The 24,973-nt window shown below is 55.0% G+C and carries 10 protein-coding genes, 4 tRNA genes and 6 rRNA genes; 17 read left to right on the top strand and 3 right to left on the bottom strand.

Annotated features, from left to right (window positions below; all coding sequences use genetic code 11):
• Positions 1–33 precede the first annotated feature (33 nt).
• Both FG13_RS18440 and FG13_RS18435 read left to right on the top strand, forming a co-directional pair.
• On the top strand, positions 34–936 hold the full coding sequence (locus tag FG13_RS18440) for a LysR family transcriptional regulator (RefSeq protein ID WP_035823199.1): 903 nt from the start codon (positions 34–36) through the stop codon (positions 934–936).
• Positions 936–1,550, top strand: a complete 615-nt coding sequence (locus FG13_RS18435) for a M15 family metallopeptidase (protein WP_035823197.1) — start codon at positions 936–938, stop codon at positions 1,548–1,550. The genes FG13_RS18440 and FG13_RS18435 overlap by 1 nt, the downstream gene beginning before the upstream one ends.
• Here FG13_RS18435 and FG13_RS18430 read toward each other — a convergent pair whose 3' ends face one another.
• Positions 1,551–2,930, bottom strand: coding sequence for a sodium-dependent transporter (locus tag FG13_RS18430; RefSeq protein ID WP_035823195.1), 1,380 nt, complete (start codon positions 2,928–2,930; stop codon positions 1,551–1,553).
• Positions 2,931–3,414: 484 nt separating this feature from the next.
• Between FG13_RS18430 and FG13_RS18425 the strand changes: the two genes are divergently transcribed.
• The 15 genes from FG13_RS18425 (at position 3,415) to FG13_RS18355 (ending at position 21,940) form a co-directional block, all read left to right on the top strand.
• A 16S ribosomal RNA gene (locus FG13_RS18425) occupies positions 3,415–4,945 on the top strand.
• Positions 4,946–5,045: 100 nt separating this feature from the next.
• A tRNA-Ile gene (locus FG13_RS18420) sits at positions 5,046–5,122 on the top strand.
• Between the two features lie 12 nt (positions 5,123–5,134).
• A tRNA-Ala gene (locus FG13_RS18415) sits at positions 5,135–5,210 on the top strand.
• A gap of 249 nt (positions 5,211–5,459) precedes the next feature.
• Positions 5,460–8,335 (top strand): 23S ribosomal RNA (locus FG13_RS18410).
• A 137-nt stretch (positions 8,336–8,472) separates the two neighbouring features.
• Positions 8,473–8,585, top strand: a 5S ribosomal RNA gene (gene rrf / locus FG13_RS18405).
• The 16S, 23S and 5S rRNA genes sit together here with 2 tRNA genes alongside, the layout of an rRNA operon.
• A 124-nt stretch (positions 8,586–8,709) precedes the next feature.
• Positions 8,710–10,146, top strand: a complete 1,437-nt coding sequence (locus tag FG13_RS18400) for a DUF3375 domain-containing protein (RefSeq protein WP_035823189.1) — start codon at positions 8,710–8,712, stop codon at positions 10,144–10,146.
• Positions 10,146–10,742, top strand: a complete 597-nt coding sequence (locus tag FG13_RS18395; RefSeq protein ID WP_200880401.1) for a DUF4194 domain-containing protein — start codon at positions 10,146–10,148, stop codon at positions 10,740–10,742. Before FG13_RS18400 ends, FG13_RS18395 begins: the two co-directional genes overlap by 1 nt.
• Positions 10,739–14,137 (top strand): ATP-binding protein, encoded by a 3,399-nt coding sequence (locus FG13_RS18390; protein ID WP_035823185.1) that lies wholly within the window; start codon positions 10,739–10,741, stop codon positions 14,135–14,137. The genes FG13_RS18395 and FG13_RS18390 overlap by 4 nt, the downstream gene beginning before the upstream one ends.
• Positions 14,138–14,142: 5 nt before the next feature.
• Complete coding sequence (locus FG13_RS18385; protein ID WP_235211768.1) at positions 14,143–15,339, top strand: DUF3322 domain-containing protein; 1,197 nt, start codon at positions 14,143–14,145, stop codon at positions 15,337–15,339.
• A 399-nt stretch (positions 15,340–15,738) separates the two neighbouring features.
• Positions 15,739–17,269, top strand: a 16S ribosomal RNA gene (locus FG13_RS18380).
• A 98-nt stretch (positions 17,270–17,367) separates the two neighbouring features.
• Positions 17,368–17,444 (top strand) — tRNA-Ile (locus FG13_RS18375).
• A gap of 11 nt (positions 17,445–17,455) precedes the next feature.
• Positions 17,456–17,531: transfer RNA gene (locus tag FG13_RS18370), tRNA-Ala, on the top strand.
• Between the two features lie 262 nt (positions 17,532–17,793).
• Positions 17,794–20,683 (top strand): 23S ribosomal RNA (locus FG13_RS18365).
• Positions 20,684–20,821: 138 nt separating this feature from the next.
• Positions 20,822–20,934, top strand: a 5S ribosomal RNA gene (gene rrf / locus FG13_RS18360).
• A 178-nt stretch (positions 20,935–21,112) separates the two neighbouring features.
• Positions 21,113–21,940, top strand: a complete 828-nt coding sequence (locus FG13_RS18355; protein WP_035823181.1) for an IS5 family transposase — start codon at positions 21,113–21,115, stop codon at positions 21,938–21,940.
• Positions 21,941–22,123: 183 nt separating this feature from the next.
• Here FG13_RS18355 and dacB read toward each other — a convergent pair whose 3' ends face one another.
• Complete coding sequence (dacB, locus tag FG13_RS18350; RefSeq protein WP_035823179.1) at positions 22,124–23,626, bottom strand: D-alanyl-D-alanine carboxypeptidase/D-alanyl-D-alanine endopeptidase; 1,503 nt, start codon at positions 23,624–23,626, stop codon at positions 22,124–22,126.
• Positions 23,627–23,634: 8 nt separating this feature from the next.
• Positions 23,635–24,873 (bottom strand): nucleoside recognition domain-containing protein, encoded by a 1,239-nt coding sequence (locus tag FG13_RS18345; protein WP_035823177.1) that lies wholly within the window; start codon positions 24,871–24,873, stop codon positions 23,635–23,637.
• Positions 24,874–24,973 lie beyond the last annotated feature (100 nt).

Here is a 24,973-nt window from a genome sequence, read left to right as displayed (position 1 = left end):
CCAGGCGGCCACGGCAAGGTAAAGGAATAGCTCATGCGGCTGCGTCATATCGAAGTGTTTCACGCCATCATGCAAGTTGGCACCATCAGCGGCGCCGCCCAGGTGCTGCATATCTCGCAACCGGCCGTGACCAAAGTCTTGCAGCATTGCGAATTGCAACTGGGCATGCCGCTGTTCGAGCGCGTGCGGGGCAAGCTGTACCCGAAACCCGAAGCGCACCGTCTGTTTGTCGAGACGGAAAAGCTCAACCGCGATTTACTGGGCATCCGCCGTCTGGCGGCCAGCCTGAAGGGCCATGCGGTGGAAACCATCCGTTTGGTTTCCACGCCGACGATTGCCATCAGCGTCTTGCCGTTCGCCATGACGCAGTGGCGGCGCGACTTTCCCCACACGCGTTGCCAACTGGCCACCCACCATACGGGCGAGATCGTCAATACCTTGCGCCTCGGTGAAGCGGACCTGGCCGTGTCGCTGCAAGACCCGCGCCATCCGGGCATCGTGGCCGAACCGCTCGCGCAGGGCGTCATGACGGTGATCGCGCCGGCCGGCACGTGGCGCGCGGCCGATTGCGGCACACCGTTGACGGCGCATGGTCTGAATGGTGAGCTGATCGGCCATGCGGACAACGATCCGCTGGGCGAACTGGTGGTGGCCGCCTGCGAGGCGCAAGATATCCACCCCGTCTTTTCTACCGTGGTGCAGACCTATCAAATCGCCCGCTCCCTGGTGGAGGCGGGCGCTGGCATGGCCGTGGTCGATCCGTTTACGGCCGCGTCCGGCTCGCCCGAGCTGTTGCAGCGCCGTCCATGGGCACCGACGATACCGATCCAACTGTATTTATTGACGGCGAGCCACTCGCCGCTGTCGCATGGCGCGCGGCGCCTGGCCGACAGCATCGGCGTGGCGGCGCGTAATTGCCTGGAAAGAGGCGTCTGATGTCTGTTGCAAGTTTGCAATTGGAAGCGGTTGGCAGCGATCCGCAATTTCGTCACCTGAGCAGTATCGCCGGCATCGCCGTCGACTTGCGCTATGCCACGCCCGACAATTTTGTCGGCCGCGACTTATACAGCCCGATTGATTGCGCCTGGCTGCACCGCGATGCGGCCGCCGCTCTGGAACAGGCCGTGGCCTGGCTGGCCGAGCGGCGACCCGATCATCATTTATTGGTACTCGACGCCCTGCGTCCGCAACGGGTGCAGCAGCAACTGTGGGATGCGCTGCAGGGAACGGAGTTGCTGGGCTATATCGCCGAGCCGTCGCGCGGCTCGATCCATTCGTTCGGCATGGCGCTCGACATCACCATCGTTGGGCCCGATGGGCAGGAACTCGACATGGGCACGGGCTTTGACGACCTGAGTGAGCGCTCGCACCCGGCGCTGGAGCTGGTGATGCTGGAAAGGGGAGAAATTACGCAGGGGCAAGTGGACCATCGCCGATTGTTGCGCGACGCCATGTTCCAGGCGGGCTTTTTCGGCATCAACAGCGAATGGTGGCATTTCGATTGCGGCGACCGGGTGCTGGTGCGCCAGACCTACACCCGGGTTCTTTAATTAGAAGACTTTCAGGCCCTTCAGCATCACGATCAGGATCAATACGGGCGAGACAAAGCGCAGCAGAAACAGCAGCACGTGCGCCAATTTTCTGTTTTGCAACTGGCCATGGTTGCTGATCGCCTCGATGAAATGCTGCTTGCCCCAGGCCCAGCCGGTAAACAAGGCAATCGCGATGCCGCCTACCGGCAGGAAGATATTCGATGACACAAAGTCGAACAGATCAAACATATTCAAATTAAACAGCTTGAAGTCTGCCAGGGTGCTGTTGCTCAGCGCGCATACGGAACCGAGCACGGCCAGCAGCAGCATGGTCACCACGGTGGCCTTGGTGCGCGTCCAGCCGAAGCGTTCATGGAAGATTACCACGGGCACTTCCATCAGCGACAGCATCGCCCCCGTGGCGGCGACTGCTGCCAGAATGAAGAACACCACCATCAATGCTTGTCCCATGGGAATTTGCGAAAACACGGCCGGGATCGTGATGAACACCAGCGACGGTCCCGCGCTGGGGGCGAAGCCGAACGTGAACACGGCGGGGAAGATGGCGATGCCGGCCAGCATGGAGACACCGAGGTCGGCCGCCATCACGCGTAAAGTCGTGACGGGGATATCCTGGTCATCGCGGAAATAGCTGCCGTAGGTCATCATCGTACCCATGCCGACGGACAATTTAAAGAAGGCCAGGCCCATGGCCGTCAGCACGACGGAAGCCGTCAGCTTGGAAAAATCAGGACGGAACAGAAACGCCAGGCCTTCGGCCGCTTTATCGAGCGACAGGCTGACCGCGCAGAGCAGGAGCAATAGCAGGAACAGCAGCGGCATGAGTTTCTTGGCGATCGCTTCGATGCCCTTGGTTACGCCCAGCATCAATATGCCGCCGATAAACAGCAGCACGCCCCATTGCCACAACAGCGATTGCAAAGGATTGCTGATCAGCGAGGCGAAAGCCGCTTCCGTCACTAGCTTGTCGCTGCTGAGGATAGAGCCATCGATGGCCTTGGCGATATACGCAAACACCCAGCCCACCACTTCCGAATAGAACGCGACGATCAGGAAGGCGGCGACCATGCCGATCACGCCGACCAGCCACCAGGGCTTGCCCTTCGGTGCCAGCTGTTCCATGGTGGAGATGGGATTGACCTTGGCCCGGCGTCCCAGGGTGATTTCCGCGATCATCACGGGCAATCCCACTAATAAGGTAGCGAGCAGATAGATGAGCAGGAAACCGGCGCCGCCATTGGCGCCTGTCAGGTAGGGGAACTTCCAGATATTGCCGAGGCCGACTGCGGAACCGAGGGTGGCGGCGAGGACGCCGAAGCCAGTGGTAAAGCCAGCCCGTTTCAGGGTCAGGCCTGATCCTTGAGCTTGTTGTTTCATGGTGAATCTTCTATGGTGGGACGCGAATTTGCGCTGAGGGGGCGAAATTGTAGCAGTTGGCCGCAAATACCCCGGAAAAGCCTTGCTACTACGGGGGCGCTTTGCTATAGTTCGCCTCCCCAATGAGACGCAGTCACTGCGGCAGTTGGGGATCACCGGAAACGGCGATGAGTAGTAAAGAAGGAGTTGACGGATTTAGCGAAATGCTTCATACTCTTCCTTCTTCGCAGCTGACAAACACAACGCTTTGTCGATAGCGCGAAAGCAGTAACCGAATACAGTTCTTTAACAATTAACAGTCGATAAGTGTGGGCATTTGATGTAAGTGCAGCGTCAATCTTCGGATTGGCGTCTAACTTAAAATATCAAATGTTCACAAGAAATAATGAAATAGGATACTTCTTCGGAAGTAGCCTGTCAGTTTTTTGAGTGAGCGACCCATCAGCAATGATGGTGCCTGTAAAAGGGCAAAGTAACAGAGATTAAACTGAAGAGTTTGATCCTGGCTCAGATTGAACGCTGGCGGCATGCCTTACACATGCAAGTCGAACGGCAGCACGGAGCTTGCTCTGGTGGCGAGTGGCGAACGGGTGAGTAATATATCGGAACGTACCCTAGAGTGGGGGATAACGTAGCGAAAGTTACGCTAATACCGCATACGATCTAAGGATGAAAGTGGGGGATCGCAAGACCTCATGCTCGTGGAGCGGCCGATATCTGATTAGCTAGTTGGTAGGGTAAAAGCCTACCAAGGCATCGATCAGTAGCTGGTCTGAGAGGACGACCAGCCACACTGGAACTGAGACACGGTCCAGACTCCTACGGGAGGCAGCAGTGGGGAATTTTGGACAATGGGCGAAAGCCTGATCCAGCAATGCCGCGTGAGTGAAGAAGGCCTTCGGGTTGTAAAGCTCTTTTGTCAGGGAAGAAACGGTGAGAGCTAATATCTCTTGCTAATGACGGTACCTGAAGAATAAGCACCGGCTAACTACGTGCCAGCAGCCGCGGTAATACGTAGGGTGCAAGCGTTAATCGGAATTACTGGGCGTAAAGCGTGCGCAGGCGGTTTTGTAAGTCTGATGTGAAATCCCCGGGCTCAACCTGGGAATTGCATTGGAGACTGCAAGGCTAGAATCTGGCAGAGGGGGGTAGAATTCCACGTGTAGCAGTGAAATGCGTAGATATGTGGAGGAACACCGATGGCGAAGGCAGCCCCCTGGGTCAAGATTGACGCTCATGCACGAAAGCGTGGGGAGCAAACAGGATTAGATACCCTGGTAGTCCACGCCCTAAACGATGTCTACTAGTTGTCGGGTCTTAATTGACTTGGTAACGCAGCTAACGCGTGAAGTAGACCGCCTGGGGAGTACGGTCGCAAGATTAAAACTCAAAGGAATTGACGGGGACCCGCACAAGCGGTGGATGATGTGGATTAATTCGATGCAACGCGAAAAACCTTACCTACCCTTGACATGGCTGGAATCCCCGAGAGATTGGGGAGTGCTCGAAAGAGAACCAGTACACAGGTGCTGCATGGCTGTCGTCAGCTCGTGTCGTGAGATGTTGGGTTAAGTCCCGCAACGAGCGCAACCCTTGTCATTAGTTGCTACGAAAGGGCACTCTAATGAGACTGCCGGTGACAAACCGGAGGAAGGTGGGGATGACGTCAAGTCCTCATGGCCCTTATGGGTAGGGCTTCACACGTCATACAATGGTACATACAGAGCGCCGCCAACCCGCGAGGGGGAGCTAATCGCAGAAAGTGTATCGTAGTCCGGATTGTAGTCTGCAACTCGACTGCATGAAGTTGGAATCGCTAGTAATCGCGGATCAGCATGTCGCGGTGAATACGTTCCCGGGTCTTGTACACACCGCCCGTCACACCATGGGAGCGGGTTTTACCAGAAGTAGGTAGCTTAACCGTAAGGAGGGCGCTTACCACGGTAGGATTCGTGACTGGGGTGAAGTCGTAACAAGGTAGCCGTATCGGAAGGTGCGGCTGGATCACCTCCTTTCTAGAGTTTGCACGAATCATGTAAATGGTTCACGCATCAAATGTTCACACTTATCGGCTGTTAAATGAAGAAGAAACAGTAGTCGTAGTAGTTCCGCGTTGGGGCTGTAGCTCAGCTGGTTAGAGCACCGTGTTGATAACGCGGGGGTCGTTGGTTCGAGTCCAACCAGCCCTACCAGTAAAAATTCCCGGGGGATTAGCTCAGCTGGGAGAGCACCTGCTTTGCAAGCAGGGGGTCGTCGGTTCGATCCCGTCATCCTCCACCAAAGTTTTACTCGAAAGTGCAAATGTAAGCCAGTCAAACAGACCCGGTTTAGATTTGATCTTTTAGCGATCAAAGCTGTTTCGTTCTTTAACAATCTGGAAGAAGTAAAGATTATTTATTGATCGGTTTGCCGTAAAAAGCGAATCGATGGGTAATGATTGTATGTATCAACAAACAAGCAACAACGTTGTACTTTCTTATCCCTGTAGCGCTCTTTTCGTTTGAAAGAATGAAGAGGCTAACGTTATAGGGACAAGCGAATAAGTGCACATGGTGGATGCCTTGGCGATTACAGGCGATGAAGGACGTAGTAGCTTGCGATAAGCTGCGGGGAGTGAGCAAACACACTTTGATCCGCAGATTTCCGAATGGGGCAACCCACCCTTTTAGGGTATTGCATACTGAATACATAGGTATGCAAGGCGAACGCGGCGAACTGAAACATCTAAGTAGCTGCAGGAAAAGAAATCAACCGAGATTCCCAAAGTAGCGGCGAGCGAAATGGGAAGAGCCTGTACGTGATAGTCGGACCGATAACAGAATCCTCTGGAAATAGGAGCCATAGTGGGTGATAGCCCCGTATGTGAAATTGGACCGGTGATACTAAGCGTACGACAAGTAGGGCGGGACACGTGACATCCTGTCTGAATATGGGGGGACCATCCTCCAAGGCTAAATACTCGTAATCGACCGATAGTGAACCAGTACCGTGAGGGAAAGGCGAAAAGAACCCCGGAAGGGGAGTGAAATAGATCCTGAAACCGTGTGCATACAAACAGTAGGAGCGGACTTGTTCCGTGACTGCGTACCTTTTGTATAATGGGTCAGCGACTTACATTCAGTGGCAAGGTTAACCGCATAGGGAAGCCGTAGAGAAATCGAGTCCGAATAGGGCGATCAGTCGCTGGGTGTAGACCCGAAACCAAGTGATCTACTCATGGCCAGGATGAAGGTGCGGTAACACGCCCTGGAGGTCCGAACCCACTAATGTTGAAAAATTAGGGGATGAGCTGTGGGTAGGGGTGAAAGGCTAAACAAACTTGGAAATAGCTGGTTCTCTCCGAAAACTATTTAGGTAGTGCCTCAAGTATCACCATCGGGGGTAGAGCACTGTTATGGCTAGGGGGTCATTGCGACTTACCAAACCATTGCAAACTCCGAATACCGATGAGTGCGAGCTTGGGAGACAGACGTCGGGTGCTAACGTCCGGCGTCAAGAGGGAAACAACCCAGACCGCCAGCTAAGGTCCCAAAGATTGGCTAAGTGGAAAACGAAGTGGGAAGGCTAAAACAGTCAGGATGTTGGCTTAGAAGCAGCCATCATTTAAAGAAAGCGTAATAGCTCACTGATCGAGTCGTCCTGCGCGGAAGATGTAACGGGGCTAAGCCAGTCACCGAAGCTGCGGATATCCTTTATTGGATATGGTAGGAGAGCGTTCTGTAAGCCTGCGAAGGTGTCTTGTAAAGGATGCTGGAGGTATCAGAAGTGCGAATGCTGACATGAGTAGCGATAATGGGGGTGAAAAGCCTCCACGCCGTAAGCCCAAGGTTTCCTGTTCAACGTTCATCGGAGCAGGGTGAGTCGGCCCCTAAGGCGAGGCAGAGATGCGTAGCTGATGGGAAGCAGGTTAATATTCCTGCACCGTCGTATGATGCGATGGGGGGACGGATCGCGGAAGGTTGTCTGACTGTTGGAATAGTCAGTTTCTGTCTCATAGAAGGCGCTTAGGCAAATCCGGGCGCGGAATTCAAGGGGATGGGACGAGTGAACTTGTTCACGAAGCAATCGGAAGTGGTTCCAAGAAAAGCCTCTAAGCTTCAGTCATACGAGACCGTACCGCAAACCGACACAGGTGGGCGAGATGAGTATTCTAAGGCGCTTGAGAGAACTCGGGAGAAGGAACTCGGCAAATTGGTACCGTAACTTCGGGAAAAGGTACGCCCCGGTAGCTTGATTGGTTTACTCCATGAGGGTGAAAGGGTTGCAATAAACTGGTGGCTGCGACTGTTTAATAAAAACACAGCACTCTGCAAACACGAAAGTGGACGTATAGGGTGTGACGCCTGCCCGGTGCTGGAAGATTAAATGATGGGGTGCAAGCTCTTGATTGAAGTCCCAGTAAACGGCGGCCGTAACTATAACGGTCCTAAGGTAGCGAAATTCCTTGTCGGGTAAGTTCCGACCTGCACGAATGGCGTAACGATGGCCACACTGTCTCCTCCCGAGACTCAGCGAAGTTGAAATGTTTGTGATGATGCAATCTACCCGCGGCTAGACGGAAAGACCCCATGAACCTTTACTGTAGCTTTGCATTGGACTTTGAACCAATCTGTGTAGGATAGGTGGGAGGCTTTGAAGCGGGGACGCTAGTTCTCGTGGAGCCAACCTTGAAATACCACCCTGGTTTGTTTGAGGTTCTAACCTTGGTCCGTTATCCGGATCGGGGACAGTGCATGGTAGGCAGTTTGACTGGGGCGGTCTCCTCCTAAAGTGTAACGGAGGAGTTCGAAGGTACGCTAGATACGGTCGGACATCGTGTTGATAGTGCAATGGCATAAGCGTGCTTAACTGCGAGACTGACAAGTCGAGCAGGTACGAAAGTAGGACATAGTGATCCGGTGGTTCTGTATGGAAGGGCCATCGCTCAACGGATAAAAGGTACTCTGGGGATAACAGGCTGATTCCTCCCAAGAGTTCATATCGACGGGGGAGTTTGGCACCTCGATGTCGGCTCATCACATCCTGGGGCTGTAGCCGGTCCCAAGGGTATGGCTGTTCGCCATTTAAAGTGGTACGTGAGCTGGGTTTAAAACGTCGTGAGACAGTTTGGTCCCTATCTGCCGTGGGCGTTGGAAATTTGAAGGGGGCTGCTCCTAGTACGAGAGGACCGGAGTGGACGAACCTCTGGTGTACCGGTTGTCACGCCAGTGGCATTGCCGGGTAGCTAAGTTCGGAAGAGATAACCGCTGAAAGCATCTAAGCGGGAAACTTGCCTTGAGATGAGATTTCCCAGAGCCTTGAGCTCTTTGAAGGGTCGTTCGAGACCAGGACGTTGATAGGCTGGGTGTGGAAGTGCAGTAATGCATTAAGCTAACCAGTACTAATTGCCCGTACGGCTTGTCCCTATAACCTTAGCAGGTGCAGAGGATAAGACGGTACAACGTTGCGTGTGTGTTGATACTACTATTCATTACCCAATCTTTGCTTCTTCCAGATTCAGGCTTTGTCGTCCTACAGGAGACAAATGCCAGTACAAGTTATGCCTGATGACCATAGCAAGTTGGTCCCACCCCTTCCCATCCCGAACAGGACCGTGAAACAACTTTGCGCCGATGATAGTGCTGCAACCAGTGTGAAAGTAGGTTATCGTCAGGCTTGTTATTCGCAGTAAGAGAAAAACCCGTCAAGCAATTGGCGGGTTTTTTTTCGTCTGGAGATTTATCAAGAGATGTGATATTGATCGGTGCTACAGTACGCAATAGACTCAAAACGCGTACAGATGGACTATCAACAACTTTCTGCCCAGCGCCGCAACCATCCTGCCTGGCGTTTGCTTGCCGCTGATCATGCACCGATGATCGCCAGTTTCCTGCACCGTCATTTTATTGCTCCTAATATCCGTACCATCGCACGCCAGCAACTGGCATCGCATCTGGATGATCATCTGTATCATTTGCATGAACTGGCTGGTGAGGTGTTGTTTCCCAAAAGCGCGACAGCGTATCTGGACGATTGGGCTTCCGATGAACGAGGCTGGCTGCGCAAATATTATCCGAGCGGCCAGGATGAACCCCACTATGATCTGACGTCGCCGACCGAACAGGCGATCGCCTGGCTGCTCGGCCTGGGGCAGCGCCAATTCATCGGCACCGAATCGCGCCTGATGACAGTGTTCGATTTATTGCGACAGATTCTCGACGGAACCGAATTGAATCCGCGTACCCGCATCGCCGAGCTTCAGAAACGCAAGGCAGCCATCGATGCAGAAATCGGACAGATCGCCCAAGGACGGCTCGACATGATGGAGCCTGGTCAGGTACGCGAGCGCTTCCTGCAAATGTCGTCCACTGCACGCGAGCTATTGTCCGATTTTCGTGCCGTGGAACATAATTTTCGCAGCCTGGATCGCTCGGTGCGTGAACGTATCGCCGCATGGGAAGGCAACAAGGGCGAATTGCTGCAGGAAATTTTCGGCAAGCGCGATGTGATCGCCGATTCCGATGAAGGCAAGAGTTTTCGCGCCTTCTGGGATTTGTTGATGTCGCCATCTCGCCAGGATGAATTGACGGCGTTGTTGAATGCGGTAATGGCGCTCGATCCGGTACGCGAACTGGCACCCGATGGCCGCTTGCTGCGTATTCATTATGACTGGCTGGAGGCGGGCGAAGTGACGCAGCGTACGGTGGCCCGTTTGTCGGAACAGTTGCGACGCTATCTCGACGATCAGGCCTGGCTGGAAAACCGCCGCATCATGCAGTTGATACGCGACATAGAAAAAAAGGCGCTCGATGCGCGTGCGGTGGTCGAGCATGCCGCTTTTATCGAGATCGATGCCGCCGCACCGAATGTGCTGGCGCCGATGGATCGCATCTTGTTTACACCGCCCTTCAAACCCGTCATTTTGCATGGCGTGCTCGATGAAGCCGCCGAACCGGTGCCGTCGGATGCCTTGTTCGAGCAGGTCCATGTCGACCGCCTGAAACTGGCGTCGAATATCCAGCGCGCGCTACAGCAGCGCAAGCAAGTGTCGCTCGCCACGCTGATCGCCGAATATCCGCTCGAGCAAGGCCTGGCGGAACTGGCCACTTATCTGAGCCTGGCGACGCAGGAATTGCCAAGCGTGATCGACGATACGCAAGAAGAAACGATACACTGGAGCGATGCGCAGGGTCGTGCGCGGCTTGCCACCGTACCTCTTCTTATTTTCAGTGCATGATGAATTCATCCAGCGAAACTCATTACAGCCAGATCCTGATCGCCTTGATGCAAGGCGTGTTGTACCAGGAAAACGATGTCGCCTTATGGCAGCCACTGCTGCTGTTGCAAGCGCGCGTGCGCGATTATTACCAGCAAATCGGCCTGGAATTGATACTCGACGAAGCCGAGGGCTATGCCTATCTGCGCCAGCGTGCCACACCGGAAGGGGAAGTTGCACTACCGCGTCTGGTGCCTCGGCGCCAGCTCAGTTATCCGGTCAGTTTGATCCTGGTGCTGTTGCGTAAAAAGCTGGCGGAGTTCGATAGTCAAGCTGGCGATACGCGTTTGATTGTCAGCCGTGAGCAGATCACCGAACAATTGCGCCTTTTCCTGCCCGACACCGCCAATGAAGCGCGTTTGCTTGACCGCATGGAGGCGCATTTGAATAAAGTGGTCGAACTGGGCTTCCTGTATCGTTTGCGTGGACAGGATCAGCAATTTGAAGTGCGGCGCATTTTGAAGGCCTTTGTTGACGCGCAATGGCTTAGCGATTTTGAACAACGCCTGAACGATTACGCCAGTCATGGCGCGGGACTGTCGGAGGATGCGGAATGACGGCGCGGGATCATGAGGACGGCGTAAGTTCCCAATTAGATTTTGCGGAGCCGGCGCTACTTGAACGTGCGGGCTTCCGGCTGCATCACTTCGAAGTCCTGAATTGGGGGACCTTTCATGCGCGCGTGTGGAAAATGCATCCGGGCGGCGACAATCTGCTGCTGACCGGCGACATCGGTTCGGGCAAATCGACGCTGGTCGACGCGATTACCACCTTGCTGGTTCCCGCTCAAAAGATTTCCTATAACAAAGCCGCCGGTGCCGACGCGCATGAGCGCAGCCTGCGTACCTATGTGCTTGGCCATTACAAATCGGAACGCGGTGACACGGGCAGCACGGCGCGCGCGGTGGCCTTGCGCGACCAGAATACCTATGCCGTGATCCTTGGCGTGTTTTATAACGAAGGCTACGATCAGACGGTGACCCTGGCGCAGGTCTTCTGGCTCAAGGATGCGCGCGGCCAGCCCGAGCGTTTTTATGTTGTGGCGGACAGCGCCTTGTCGATCGTGGATCAGTTCGCTGGCTTCGGTACCGATATCACCCAGCTGCGCAAGCGCCTGCGCGCCAGCAAGGGTATAACCCTATACGACAGTTTTCCACCGTATGGTGCCGATTTCCGCCGCCGCTTCGGCATCGGCAATGAACAGGCGATGGAGTTGTTTCACCAGACGGTGTCGATGAAATCGGTCGGCAACCTGACCGACTTCGTGCGTGAGCACATGCTTGAAGCATTTCCCGTCGAAGAGCGGATTGCCGCCCTGATTGCCCATTTCGATGATCTGCATCGCGCGCACGAAGCTGTACTCAAGGCGAAGCAACAGATCGAGCAATTGCTGCCGCTCACTGCCGATTGCGCACGCCACGCCAGCTTGCAACAGCAGGATGAGCAGTTGCGCGGCTGCCGCGAAGCGCTGCGGCCGTGGTTTGCTGCCTTGAAAAGTGAGTTGCTGGAAAGCCGCCTGGAGCAACTGGTGCTGGAACTGGAAAAAACCGCCGCGCGCCTGCAGCGGCTGCAACAGCAGCGCGGCGAACAAGGCCTGCGCCGCGATGAAATACGGGAAGCCATTTCCGCCAACGGCGGCAATCGCCTGGCGCAGATCGACGCCGAGATCGCGCGCCGGCAAACGCTGAAGGATGAGCGTGCGCGGCGCGCAGCGCTCTACGAGCAATTGGCGCAAGCGCTGGGCTTGCCTGGTGCTGCCGATGACGAAGGCTTTCGCGCCAATTTGCGTGCTATCGACAGTGGCCAGGCGCAATGCGTCGCGCAGCGCGACGAGTGCCAGAACACCCTGACAGAGGCGGGTGTCATGGTGCGCGAACTGGGCGCCAGCCATGGCGAGTTATCGGCGGAGCTCGCATCGTTGCGCCAGCGCCGCTCGAATATTCCAGGCCAGATGCTGAAACTGCGTGACTTGCTGTGCGGCGCGCTTGATCTCGATGGTGATGAGCTGCCCTTTGTTGGCGAGTTGATCCAGGTACGCGACGATGCTGGCGCGTGGGAGGGCGCGGCCGAACGTTTGCTGCACAATTTCGGCCTGGCGCTGCTGGTGCCGGAAGCCCATTATGCGGCGGTGGCGGCATGGGTGGACCGCAGCCATCTTGGAGCGCGCCTGGTGTATTTTCGGGTACGCGCGGTCAATGTGCCGGAAGCACGGCCGCTGCATGCGGACTCCCTGGTGCGCAAGCTGTCCATCAAGCCGGATTCGGCGTTTTATCCCTGGATCGCCGGTGAACTGGCGCGGCGTTTCGACTACGCATGCTGTGAATCGCTGCAGCAATTCCAACGTGAAAAATTGGCCATCACGCACAACGGCCAGATCAAGGCGGGTGGCGAGCGCCATGAAAAGGATGACCGTCATCAGTTGCAAGACCGCACCCGTTATGTGCTGGGCTGGACCAACCAGGCCAAGATCGCGGCGCTGGAAAAGCAGGCGCGTGATTTGTCATTGCGCATCACCGCCCATCGTGCACGCATCAGTGCACTGGGCATTGATGTCAAAACGCATCAGGACCGCCTGGGTCACTGGCAGCAACTGGCAGTGTTCCAGCATTTCGACGAACTGGACTGGAAGCCCTTGCTGCTGGCGATCGAACAATTACTGCGTGAAAAAGAGGCACTGGAAGCGGCGTCCGATCTGCTGCAAGAGCTGCAGGGCCAGCTTGAGGCGTTGACGCAAGCGCAAGCCAAAACGGATGACGACATTAGCCGCCACACCACCGAGCACGCCAGACTCAGCGAACGCCAGGAGCAGGCCAGCGGTCACTTGGGCGATTGCGCACAGTTGCTGGACGCCACGCCGTCGCACGCGCGTGAGCTGTATTTTCCCTTGCTGCAGCGGCTACAGGGGGAAGCGCTGGGCGAACACAAACTGACGGTGGAGTCGTGCGACAACCGTGAAAAAGACATGCGCACTTTCTTGCAGGCGCGTATCGATGCCGACAGCAAGAAAATCGCCGGTTTGCGCGATCGTATCATCAACGCCATGAGTGATTACGTCACGGCGTGGCCGCTCGATACGCGTGAAGTCGATGTCAGCATCAATGCCGCTGGCGAGTTTGGCAAGATGCTGGCGGCACTGCAGGCCGATGACTTGCCACGCTTTGCGCAGCGCTTCAAGGAATTGCTCAATGAAAACACGATACGCGAAATTGCTGGCTTCCAATCACAGCTCAAGCGCGAACGTGAAACCATACGCGAACGTATCGATATCATCAACCGCTCGCTGCACGATATCGATTACAACCCCAACCGCTATATCGCGCTGGAGGCCGAGCCCAACCTGGACGCTGACCTGCGCGATTTCCAGGCCGACTTGCGTGCCTGCACGGAAGGCGCGCTGACGGGATCGAGCGATGAAGAATATACGGAAGCCAAATTTCTGCAGGTCAAAACGATTATCGAGCGCTTCCGTGGCCGCAGTGGGAGCGGCGAGGTGGACAAGCGCTGGACGCGCAAGGTGACCGATGTGCGCAACTGGTTTGTGTTTTCGGCCTCCGAGCGCTGGCGTGAAGATGACCGCGAGCATGAACATTACACTGATGCAGGTGGCAAGTCCGGCGGTCAGAAGGAAAAGCTGGCCTATACCGTGTTGGCCGCCAGTCTGGCATACCAATTCGGCCTGGAGTGGGGCGTCGTGCGTTCGCGATCCTTCCGTTTTGTCGTGATCGATGAGGCGTTCGGCCGCGGCTCGGATGAGTCCGCGCGCTATGGGCTGGAACTGTTCAAGCGCATGAATCTGCAATTGCTGATCGTCACGCCGTTGCAAAAAATCCATATCATCGAACCCTATGTTGCCGGCCTTGGCTTCGTGCATAGCGAAGAGGGCCGGCAATCGATGTTGCGCTGCCTGAGCATCGAGCGGTACCAGGCCGAGCGCCAGGCTCGCGGCGCATGAGTGCCATGAGCAGCAACTGGACCACGCCGGCCGACATTCGTACACAGTTACTGCGCCTGTGGGACAGCGGTCGCCTGCTGGCTGCGCATGTCAATCAGAGCGCGCTGTTTCCTTTGCACCTCAATCTGCGCCAGCCAGCCTCGGCGAACCTGGGCGAGCAATTCGATGAAGTGCGGCGCTGGATCCACCAACTTGACGAAGGCAGCAAGAGTCACAAGGGCTACGGCTACACCATCGAATGGCGTGATATCAATCATCGCCAGTTGGGGCGCAATCGCATGCCGGCTGGCTTGACCGTGGACGAAGAGGGCGACGCCTTGCGGCTGATCGGAAAAATGGCGGAGAAGCGGCATTTCGAGCAATTGCTGACGCTGACGCTGCAGGTTTTTCCTGCTTTGGCTGGCTGGATCGCGCGCCGTCCGATGCTGTTGCTCGAGCACGCGCCCGCATGGGAACGCATCGTGCTGATTTTGCAATGGTTTGTGGCGCATCCACGTCCGCAGCTTTACTTGCGCGAACTCGACATCGCTGGGGTGGATGGAAAATTCATCGAAACGCGCAAGGCCTTGCTGGCGGAATTACTGGATCAGCTAATGCTGCCCGAGGCGATCAACGCGCAGGCCGTCGGGGCGCGCCAATTTGAAACGCGTTATGGATTATTGAGCAAACCGGTATTGATACGTTTTCGCCTGCTCGATCCGCGTCATTATATCGCTGGTTTGTCTGACCTGAGCGTACCGGTAGCGCAGTTCGCTGCCTTGCATGTCAATGTAAAACGCGTCTTTATTACCGAGAATGAAATCAATGGCCTGGCGTTTCCGGAGGTTGAAGACAGCATGGTGATTTTCGGTGGCGGTTATAGTGTCGAACGCCTCGGCGATGTGCCCTGGTTGGCTGACAAGGAAGTAATTTACTGGGGCGATATCGATACGCACGGTTTTGCCATACTGGATCGCTTGCGCGCGTACTTGCCGCAAGCACGCTCCATGCTGATGGACATCGCGACCCTGGAAGCGCACCGCTTGTTGTGGGGAAGTGAAGAGCCGCATAAACGCCACGGTGGTAATCTGACCCGCTTGACGCATGAGGAACTGGCCCTGTTTAAAATACTGCATGAACATGCTTTGGGCGAGTGCCTTCGCATGGAGCAGGAAAGACTGGGTTTTCGCTGGGTCAGGACAGCGATACAAAACCTTGACTAATAAATCTTGGATGAAAGACTTGCTGCTATCGCGACGTAGGGCTATAATTCGCCCCCTCGCTGAACGACGCATGCAAATGCCGAGTAAAGCAGGAAAAAAGAAGGTTGACGAAATGCTGCAAACGCTTCATACTCTTCCTTCTTCGCAGCTGACAAACACAACGCTTTGTCGATAGCGCGAAAGTAGCACCGAATACAGTTCTTTAACAATTAACAGTCGATAAGTGTGGGCATTTGATGTAAGTGCAGCGTCAATCTTCGGATTGGCGTAAAACTTAAAATATCAAATGTTCACAAGAAATAATGAAATAGGATACTTCTTCGGAAGTAGCCTGTCAGTTTTTTGAGTGAGCGACCCGTCGCAAGACGGTGCCGGTAAAACGGCAAAGTAACAGAGATTAAACTGAAGAGTTTGATCCTGGCTCAGATTGAACGCTGGCGGCATGCCTTACACATGCAAGTCGAACGGCAGCACGGAGCTTGCTCTGGTGGCGAGTGGCGAACGGGTGAGTAATATATCGGAACGTACCCTAGAGTGGGGGATAACGTAGCGAAAGTTACGCTAATACCGCATACGATCTAAGGATGAAAGTGGGGGATCGCAAGACCTCATGCTCGTGGAGCGGCCGATATCTGATTAGCTAGTTGGTAGGGTAAAAGCCTACCAAGGCATCGATCAGTAGCTGGTCTGAGAGGACGACCAGCCACACTGGAACTGAGACACGGTCCAGACTCCTACGGGAGGCAGCAGTGGGGAATTTTGGACAATGGGCGAAAGCCTGATCCAGCAATGCCGCGTGAGTGAAGAAGGCCTTCGGGTTGTAAAGCTCTTTTGTCAGGGAAGAAACGGTGAGAGCTAATATCTCTTGCTAATGACGGTACCTGAAGAATAAGCACCGGCTAACTACGTGCCAGCAGCCGCGGTAATACGTAGGGTGCAAGCGTTAATCGGAATTACTGGGCGTAAAGCGTGCGCAGGCGGTTTTGTAAGTCTGATGTGAAATCCCCGGGCTCAACCTGGGAATTGCATTGGAGACTGCAAGGCTAGAATCTGGCAGAGGGGGGTAGAATTCCACGTGTAGCAGTGAAATGCGTAGATATGTGGAGGAACACCGATGGCGAAGGCAGCCCCCTGGGTCAAGATTGACGCTCATGCACGAAAGCGTGGGGAGCAAACAGGATTAGATACCCTGGTAGTCCACGCCCTAAACGATGTCTACTAGTTGTCGGGTCTTAATTGACTTGGTAACGCAGCTAACGCGTGAAGTAGACCGCCTGGGGAGTACGGTCGCAAGATTAAAACTCAAAGGAATTGACGGGGACCCGCACAAGCGGTGGATGATGTGGATTAATTCGATGCAACGCGAAAAACCTTACCTACCCTTGACATGGCTGGAATCCTCGAGAGATTGAGGAGTGCTCGAAAGAGAACCAGTACACAGGTGCTGCATGGCTGTCGTCAGCTCGTGTCGTGAGATGTTGGGTTAAGTCCCGCAACGAGCGCAACCCTTGTCATTAGTTGCTACGAAAGGGCACTCTAATGAGACTGCCGGTGACAAACCGGAGGAAGGTGGGGATGACGTCAAGTCCTCATGGCCCTTATGGGTAGGGCTTCACACGTCATACAATGGTACATACAGAGCGCCGCCAACCCGCGAGGGGGAGCTAATCGCAGAAAGTGTATCGTAGTCCGGATTGTAGTCTGCAACTCGACTGCATGAAGTTGGAATCGCTAGTAATCGCGGATCAGCATGTCGCGGTGAATACGTTCCCGGGTCTTGTACACACCGCCCGTCACACCATGGGAGCGGGTTTTACCAGAAGTAGGTAGCTTAACCGCAAGGAGGGCGCTTACCACGGTAGGATTCGTGACTGGGGTGAAGTCGTAACAAGGTAGCCGTATCGGAAGGTGCGGCTGGATCACCTCCTTTCTAGAGTTTGCACGAATCAGAAATGATTCACGCATCAAATGTTCACACTTATCGGCTGTTAAATGAAGAAGAAACAGTAGTCGTAGTAGTTCCGCGTTGGGGCTGTAGCTCAGCTGGTTAGAGCACCGTGTTGATAACGCGGGGGTCGTTGGTTCGAGTCCAACCAGCCCTACCAGTCATTACCCAGGGGGATTAGCTCAGCTGGGAGAGCACCTGCTTTGCAAGCAGGGGGTCGTCGGTTCGATCCCGTCATCCTCCACCAAAGTTTTACTCGAAAGTGCAAACGTAAGCCGGTCAATAAGACTTGGGTTTAGGTTTGATCTTTTAGCGATCAAAGCTGTTTCGTTCTTTAACAATCTGGAAGAAGTAAAGATTATTTATTGATCAAGTCTATGCGTGCAGCAATGCATGAGGCGACTTGATGGGTAATGATTGTATGTATCAACAAACAAGCAACAACGTTGTACTTTCTTATCCCTGTAGCGCTCTTTGATTATTTAGGTAATCAGAGGCTAACGTTATAGGGACAAGCGAATAAGTGCACATGGTGGATGCCTTGGCGATTACAGGCGATGAAGGACGTAGTAGCTTGCGATAAGCTGCGGGGAGTGAGCAAACACACTTTGATCCGCAGATTTCCGAATGGGGCAACCCACCCTTTTAGGGTATTGCATACTGAATACATAGGTATGCAAGGCGAACGCGGCGAACTGAAACATCTAAGTAGCTGCAGGAAAAGAAATCAACCGAGATTCCCAAAGTAGCGGCGAGCGAAATGGGAAGAGCCTGTACGTGATAGTCGGACCGATAACAGAATCCTCTGGAAATAGGAGCCATAGTGGGTGATAGCCCCGTATGTGAAATCGGACCGGTGGTACTAAGCGTACGACAAGTAGGGCGGGACACGTGACATCCTGTCTGAATATGGGGGGACCATCCTCCAAGGCTAAATACTCGTAATCGACCGATAGTGAACCAGTACCGTGAGGGAAAGGCGAAAAGAACCCCGGAAGGGGAGTGAAATAGATCCTGAAACCGTGTGCATACAAACAGTAGGAGCGGACTTGTTCCGTGACTGCGTACCTTTTGTATAATGGGTCAGCGACTTACATTCAGTGGCAAGGTTAACCATATAGGGAAGCCGTAGAGAAATCGAGTCCGAATAGGGCGATCAGTCGCTGGGTGTAGACCCGAAACCAAGTGATCTACTCATGGCCAGGATGAAGGTGCGGTAACACGCCCTGGAGGTCCGAACCCACTAATGTTGAAAAATTAGGGGATGAGCTGTGGGTAGGGGTGAAAGGCTAAACAAACTTGGAAATAGCTGGTTCTCTCCGAAAACTATTTAGGTAGTGCCTCAAGTATCACCATCGGGGGTAGAGCACTGTTATGGCTAGGGGGTCATTGCGACTTACCAAACCATTGCAAACTCCGAATACCGATGAGTGCGAGCTTGGGAGACAGACGTCGGGTGCTAACGTCCGGCGTCAAGAGGGAAACAACCCAGACCGCCAGCTAAGGTCCCAAAGATTGGCTAAGTGGAAAACGAAGTGGGAAGGCTAAAACAGTCAGGATGTTGGCTTAGAAGCAGCCATCATTTAAAGAAAGCGTAATAGCTCACTGATCGAGTCGTCCTGCGCGGAAGATGTAACGGGGCTAAGCCAGTCACCGAAGCTGCGGATATTGTTCTGTGATTTATCACAGATATATATGGTAGGAGAGCGTTCTGTAAGCCTGCGAAGGTGTCTTGTAAAGGATGCTGGAGGTATCAGAAGTGCGAATGCTGACATGAGTAGCGATAATGGGGGTGAAAAGCCTCCACGCCGTAAGCCCAAGGTTTCCTGTTCAACGTTCATCGGAGCAGGGTGAGTCGGCCCCTAAGGCGAGGCAGAGATGCGTAGCTGATGGGAAGCAGGTTAATATTCCTGCACCGTCGTATGATGCGATGGGGGGACGGATCGCGGAAGGTTGTCCAACTGTTGGAATAGTTGGTTTTTGGCTCATAGAAGGCACTTAGGCAAATCCGGGTGCGGAATTCAAGGGGTTGAGACGAGTGAACTTGTTCACGAAGCAATCGGAAGTGGTTCCAAGAAAAGCCTCTAAGCTTCAGTCATACGAGACCGTACCGCAAACCGACACAGGTGGGCGAGATGAGTATTCTAAGGCGCTTGAGAGAACTCGGGAGAAGGAACTCGGCAAATTGGTACCGTAACTTCGGGAAAAGGTACGCCCCGGTAGCTTGAATGGTTTACTCCATGAGGGTGAAAGGGTTGCAATAAACTGGTGGCTGCGACTGTTTAATAAAAACACAGCACTCTGCAAACACGAAAGTGGACGTATAGGGTGTGACGCCTGCCCGGTGCTGGAAGATTAAATGATGGGGTGCAAGCTCTTGATTGAAGTCCCAGTAAACGGCGGCCGTAACTATAACGGTCCTAAGGTAGCGAAATTCCTTGTCGGGTAAGTTCCGACCTGCACGAATGGCGTAACGATGGCCACACTGTCTCCTCCCGAGACTCAGCGAAGTTGAAATGTTTGTGATGATGCAATCTACCCGCGGCTAGACGGAAAGACCCCATGAACCTTTACTGTAGCTTTGCATTGGACTTTGAACCAATCTGTGTAGGATAGGTGGGAGGCTTTGAAGCGGGGACGCTAGTTCTCGTGGAGCCAACCTTGAAATACCACCCTGGTTTGTTTGAGGTTCTAACCTTGGTCCGTTATCCGGATCGGGGACAGTGCATGGTAGGCAGTTTGACTGGGGCGGTCTCCTCCTAAAGTGTAACGGAGGAGTTCGAAGGTACGCTAGATACGGTCGGACATCGTGTTGATAGTGCAATGGCATAAGCGTGCTTAACTGCGAGACTGACAAGTCGAGCAGGTACGAAAGTAGGACATAGTGATCCGGTGGTTCTGTATGGAAGGGCCATCGCTCAACGGATAAAAGGTACTCTGGGGATAACAGGCTGATTCCTCCCAAGAGTTCATATCGACGGGGGAGTTTGGCACCTCGATGTCGGCTCATCACATCCTGGGGCTGTAGCCGGTCCCAAGGGTATGGCTGTTCGCCATTTAAAGTGGTACGTGAGCTGGGTTTAAAACGTCGTGAGACAGTTTGGTCCCTATCTGCCGTGGGCGTTGGAAATTTGAAGGGGGCTGCTCCTAGTACGAGAGGACCGGAGTGGACGAACCTCTGGTGTACCGGTTGTCACGCCAGTGGCATTGCCGGGTAGCTAAGTTCGGAAGAGATAACCGCTGAAAGCATCTAAGCGGGAAACTTGCCTTGAGATGAGATTTCCCAGAGCCTTGAGCTCTTTGAAGGGTCGTTCGAGACCAGGACGTTGATAGGCTGGGTGTGGAAGTGCAGTAATGCATTAAGCTAACCAGTACTAATTGCCCGTACGGCTTGTCCCTATAACCTTAGCAGGTACAGAGGATAAGACGGTACAACGTTGCGTGTGTGTTGATACTACTATTCATTACCCCAATCTTTGCTTCTTCCAGATTCAGGCTTTGTCGTCCTACAGGAGACAAACGCCAGTACAAGTTATGCCTGATGACCATAGCAAGTTGGTCCCACCCCTTCCCATCCCGAACAGGACCGTGAAACAACTTTGCGCCGATGATAGTGCTGCAACCAGTGTGAAAGTAGGTTATCGTCAGGCTTGTTATTCGTAGTAAGAGAAAAACCCGTCAAACAATTGGCGGGTTTTTTTTCGTCTAGAGATTCGTGGCTTATGTCTGTGGTGTTTGTCGGCTTACGCGCTGCGCGCTAAGTGACGGTTTAAAAACTTCATAGCAACTTTTGTGTCAAAGCGTCTTTGACGTTTTGGAGTAGCTGTCATGTGGACACAAGAGAATCGTAGCAAGCATCAACAGGTACGGACACCGCTCAAACGTGGTTATCCTACGGATGTGAAAGATGAAGAGTGGCACCTGATCGCACCGCTGTTGCCGAAGCAAGCGAAGACGGGAAGACCTCGCAAGACGGATCTGCGCGCAGTGATCAATGCGCTGCGTTATATGGTGCGATCTGGATGCGAGTGGCGCATGCTGCCCAATGATTTTCCGCCCTATCAGACGGTTTATTACTGGTTCCGGCGACTGATGCGGCGCATGCTGTTTCGCACCATTCATGACTTGGCGCTGATGCTTGATCGCTTGTCCAATGAGCGGGAGGTGCTGCCGAGTGCCGGCATTGTCGATAGCCAGAGCGTGAAAGCGCCAGGGGCACGAACGAGAGGCTATGACGCCAACAAGAAAGTCAGCGGGCGCAAACGCCATATTGCGGTCGACACGGATGGTCGCTTGCTGGCGATGAACCTGACACCAGCCGATATCGCCGACTCCACTGGTGCTCAGATGGTACTCGACGGCTTGGTCAAACGCTGGCCGTGGGTGAAGCATCTGTTTGGGGATGCGGCATACGACCGCAGACAACTGATGGACAAGGCAGAGTTTCTCGACTTTACGGTGGAGGTCGTGCGGCGCCTGCAGCGGCAGCAAGGTTTCGCTGTTCAGCCAAGGCGCTGGGTGGTCGAGCGAACGTTTGCATGGCTGATGCGTTACCGACGCTTGGTGCGCGACTATGAACAGCGCATTGACGTGTCGGAAAACATGATTTACTTGGCCATGGGATCGCTGCTGCTGCATCGACTAAATTTCCGCTAAGTTATTAAACCGTCTCTAAGCCGACCTACGTCGATTTACCGCCGGCCGGGTCGGGTAGGTCGGATTAGCGCGGCAAGGCCGCGCGTAATCCGACAACTACGCCAGCACGACCAGGGTAGCAAAACCATACAAAAGACGAAAAAAAAGCAGCGCTGCGCGCTGCCTTTGTATCACTGCTGCCCTTTATTGACCGGCCACTACCGGCGCGGCGCCACTCCTGGCCACCCACTCGATCAGCGCATCGACGGCCGCGCGGCCGTTGCCATTACCCACCAGGTCGCTATTGATCATGGCGACCACCACACATAGCTGGTTGTTGGCGTCGGGTACGTAGCCGGCGATGGCAACCACATTCTTCAAGGTTCCCGTCTTGATGCGCGCGCGCGCGGCGGCCGGGGTGTTCAGCAGGCGCTTGCGCATGGTGCCGTCCAGCGCCACGATGGGCAGGCTGGACTGGAACTCGGGCGCCCACGGACTTTGCTGCATTGCCTGCAAGACGCCTGCCAGCTGCGCAGGCGCAATGCGCCCTGTGCGCGACAAGCCGGAACCGTTGTCGACCAGCATGCCCTGGGTGTCGATATGGTGTCGCTGGAACCATTCCTGGATGACTAGCCGCGCGCGCGTGGCCGTGTCTTCCGGCGCCGCCATGGCCACGGGGCGGCTGCCCAGCCAGCCATCGCTTTGCAAGCTACCCAGGCTCAGGAACAGGGTACGGGCCAGGGTGTTGTCGGATGTCTTGTTAATATCGCGCAAGACTTCCGGCAAGGCGCGCGCCACGTGGTCGGCCAGCATGCGCGTGCCGACCGGTTCGGCCGTCGGCGGCAAGCCTGTTGCCGGCGCTTCGCGCACCGTGCCCGTGATCGTGCCGCCCAGGCGTTTCCAGGTGGTACGGAACAAGCGGTCCGCATAATCATTGCGGTCGAGCACATTGATGCTGGTGGCCTTGCTGCAATTTTGCGGGAAGGTGCCGTGCAGGATGACCTGCAGCTTGCCGCTCGCATCGCGCCGGTATTCGGGCGGACGCCAGCCGTCTTCCCATCTGGCGCAACTGCCCTTGATGAGCTTCATGTCGCTCGTGATGCTGACGTTCTCCAGCGGCGGCTGCATCAGGATGCTCAATTGCCGCTCCGTCGAAGTCATATTGATATCGAGCAGATTGGTGTTCAGTAACAAGGCATCGGGGATGACGTTGTAGCGGAATTCGGCCGACTCATCGAACGGCGCTGCGCCGATATCGGGCCGGGCCGGCTGGAACAGTTGGCGGTCGAGGATCAAATCGCCCTTGATTTTCACGATGCCCTGGTTGCGCAGGGTCTGCAGCATGTGTGCCAGCACGTCCGCATTGAAATCCGTGTCGGCGCCGCCGCGCAGGATCAAGTCGCCCTTCAGCACGCCATTGATGACGTCGGCGCTGGTGCGCAACTCCGTGCGGCCGCGAAAGATGGGACCCAATTGCTCCAGGCCCACGGCCGCCGTCACCAGCTTCATGGTGGAGGCCGGTTGCATGCTGCGCTCGGCGCCATGCGACAGCACGGTGGTGTTGCCGCGCAAGACGATGGCGCCCATGGCGTCTTCGGGGATATTCGCGCTGCGCAGCAGCAGGCTGACGGATTCGGGCAATTGCGCGTGGGCGGTCGACAGGCCAAGACCGGCCAACAGCGCAGCCATCAGAACAGGACGTAACATGGTGCTCCTTAGTGGAAAAAGACGTAGGCGACGAAGACGGCCGTGATTACGCCAGCCAGATCGGCGATCAGGCCGGCCGTGATCGCATAGCGCGTCTTGCGGATGCCGACGGAACCGAAGTACAGGGCCACGATATAGAAGGTGGTGTCGGCCGAGCCCTGGAAGACGCAGGCCAGGCGGCCGACGAAGGAGTCGACGCCGTAGGTATTCATGGCATCGATCATCATGGCTTTCGAGCCGGAGCCGCTGAGCGGCTTCATCATGGCCGTCGGCAGGGCGGGCACGAAGTCCGTATTGATGCCCAGGTTGGCAAAGAACCAGTTCATGCCGCTCATCAGGAAATTGAACACGCCCGCGTTGCGGATCACGCTGATGGCCACCAGCATGCCGACCAGGTAGGGAATCACGGTAATCGAGGTCTGGATGCCGCCTTTCGCGCCCTCGATGAAGGCGTCGTACACATTCACTTTCTTGCGCAGGGCGCCGATGATGAAAATGGCGATGACGCTGATCAACACCAGGTTGCTGACCACCTTGGAAACCAGCTCGATTTCCTGTTTCGTCAGGTATTGCGTGAAATACCAGATCATGGCGACGATGGCGCTCGTCATGCCGCCCATCCAGCCCAGCACGACACGGTTGAGCAAGTTGATGCGTTGCTTGATGGACACCGTGATGATGCCGACCACGGTGGCCACATAGGTGGCGATCATGCAGGGGATAAAGATGTCGGACGGATCGGCCGCGCCGAGGATGGAGCGCTGCGCCATGATGGCCAGCGGAATCAGGGTCAGGCCCGAGGTGTGCAGCACCAAAAACATGATTTGCGCATTCGTCGCCTCTTCCTTGTTCGGATTCAAGGTTTGCAGGCTTTCCATGGCCTTCAGGCCGAACGGCGTGGCCGCATTGTCCAGGCCCAGCAGGTTGGCCGAGAAATTCATCACCATGTGGCCCGTGGCCGGGTGGTCTTTCGGAATTTCCGGAAAGATGCGCGAAAAGAAGGGGGCGATCACTTTGGCCAGCCAGCCGACGATGCCCGCCTTTTCGCCGATGTTCATGATGCCGAGCCATAAGGTCATCACGCCGGCCAGCGGCAGGGCGATATCCATCACGCCCATGCGCGCCGTCTCGAAGGTGCCGTCGATGATGCGCTTGAAGATATCGGTATCGCCGAGAAACAGCCACTGCAGCACTGCGGCCAGAAAGCCAACGAGGAAAAAGCCGGACCAGATGTAATTAAGTGCCATATGCGATCAGTTCTGTGTGTCGGGAGTGAAAAATGTCTGCAAACAAAGTATAGGGGCAGCCCGATACGAGTTGATGAAAGAATGCAGCAATCGCATGCCA

The organism is Janthinobacterium sp. RA13 (assembly GCF_000745325.1).
GTDB classification, from domain to species: Bacteria; Pseudomonadota; Gammaproteobacteria; order Burkholderiales; family Burkholderiaceae_D; genus Janthinobacterium; species Janthinobacterium rivuli.
This window is presented reverse-complemented; position numbering and strand designations above follow the sequence as displayed.

Coding starts and splice junctions, on each gene's coding strand:
- FG13_RS18440 (WP_035823199.1), top strand. CDS start 34: ATGCGGCTGCGTCATATCGAAGTGTTTCACGCCATCATGCAAGTTGGC.
- FG13_RS18435 (WP_035823197.1), top strand. CDS start 936: ATGTCTGTTGCAAGTTTGCAATTGGAAGCGGTTGGCAGCGATCCGCAA.
- FG13_RS18430 (WP_035823195.1), bottom strand. CDS start 2,930: ATGAAACAACAAGCTCAAGGATCAGGCCTGACCCTGAAACGGGCTGGC.
- FG13_RS18400 (WP_035823189.1), top strand. CDS start 8,710: ATGGACTATCAACAACTTTCTGCCCAGCGCCGCAACCATCCTGCCTGG.
- FG13_RS18395 (WP_200880401.1), top strand. CDS start 10,146: ATGAATTCATCCAGCGAAACTCATTACAGCCAGATCCTGATCGCCTTG.
- FG13_RS18390 (WP_035823185.1), top strand. CDS start 10,739: ATGACGGCGCGGGATCATGAGGACGGCGTAAGTTCCCAATTAGATTTT.
- FG13_RS18385 (WP_235211768.1), top strand. CDS start 14,143: ATGAGCAGCAACTGGACCACGCCGGCCGACATTCGTACACAGTTACTG.
- FG13_RS18355 (WP_035823181.1), top strand. CDS start 21,113: ATGTGGACACAAGAGAATCGTAGCAAGCATCAACAGGTACGGACACCG.
- dacB (WP_035823179.1), bottom strand. CDS start 23,626: ATGTTACGTCCTGTTCTGATGGCTGCGCTGTTGGCCGGTCTTGGCCTG.
- FG13_RS18345 (WP_035823177.1), bottom strand. CDS start 24,873: ATGGCACTTAATTACATCTGGTCCGGCTTTTTCCTCGTTGGCTTTCTG.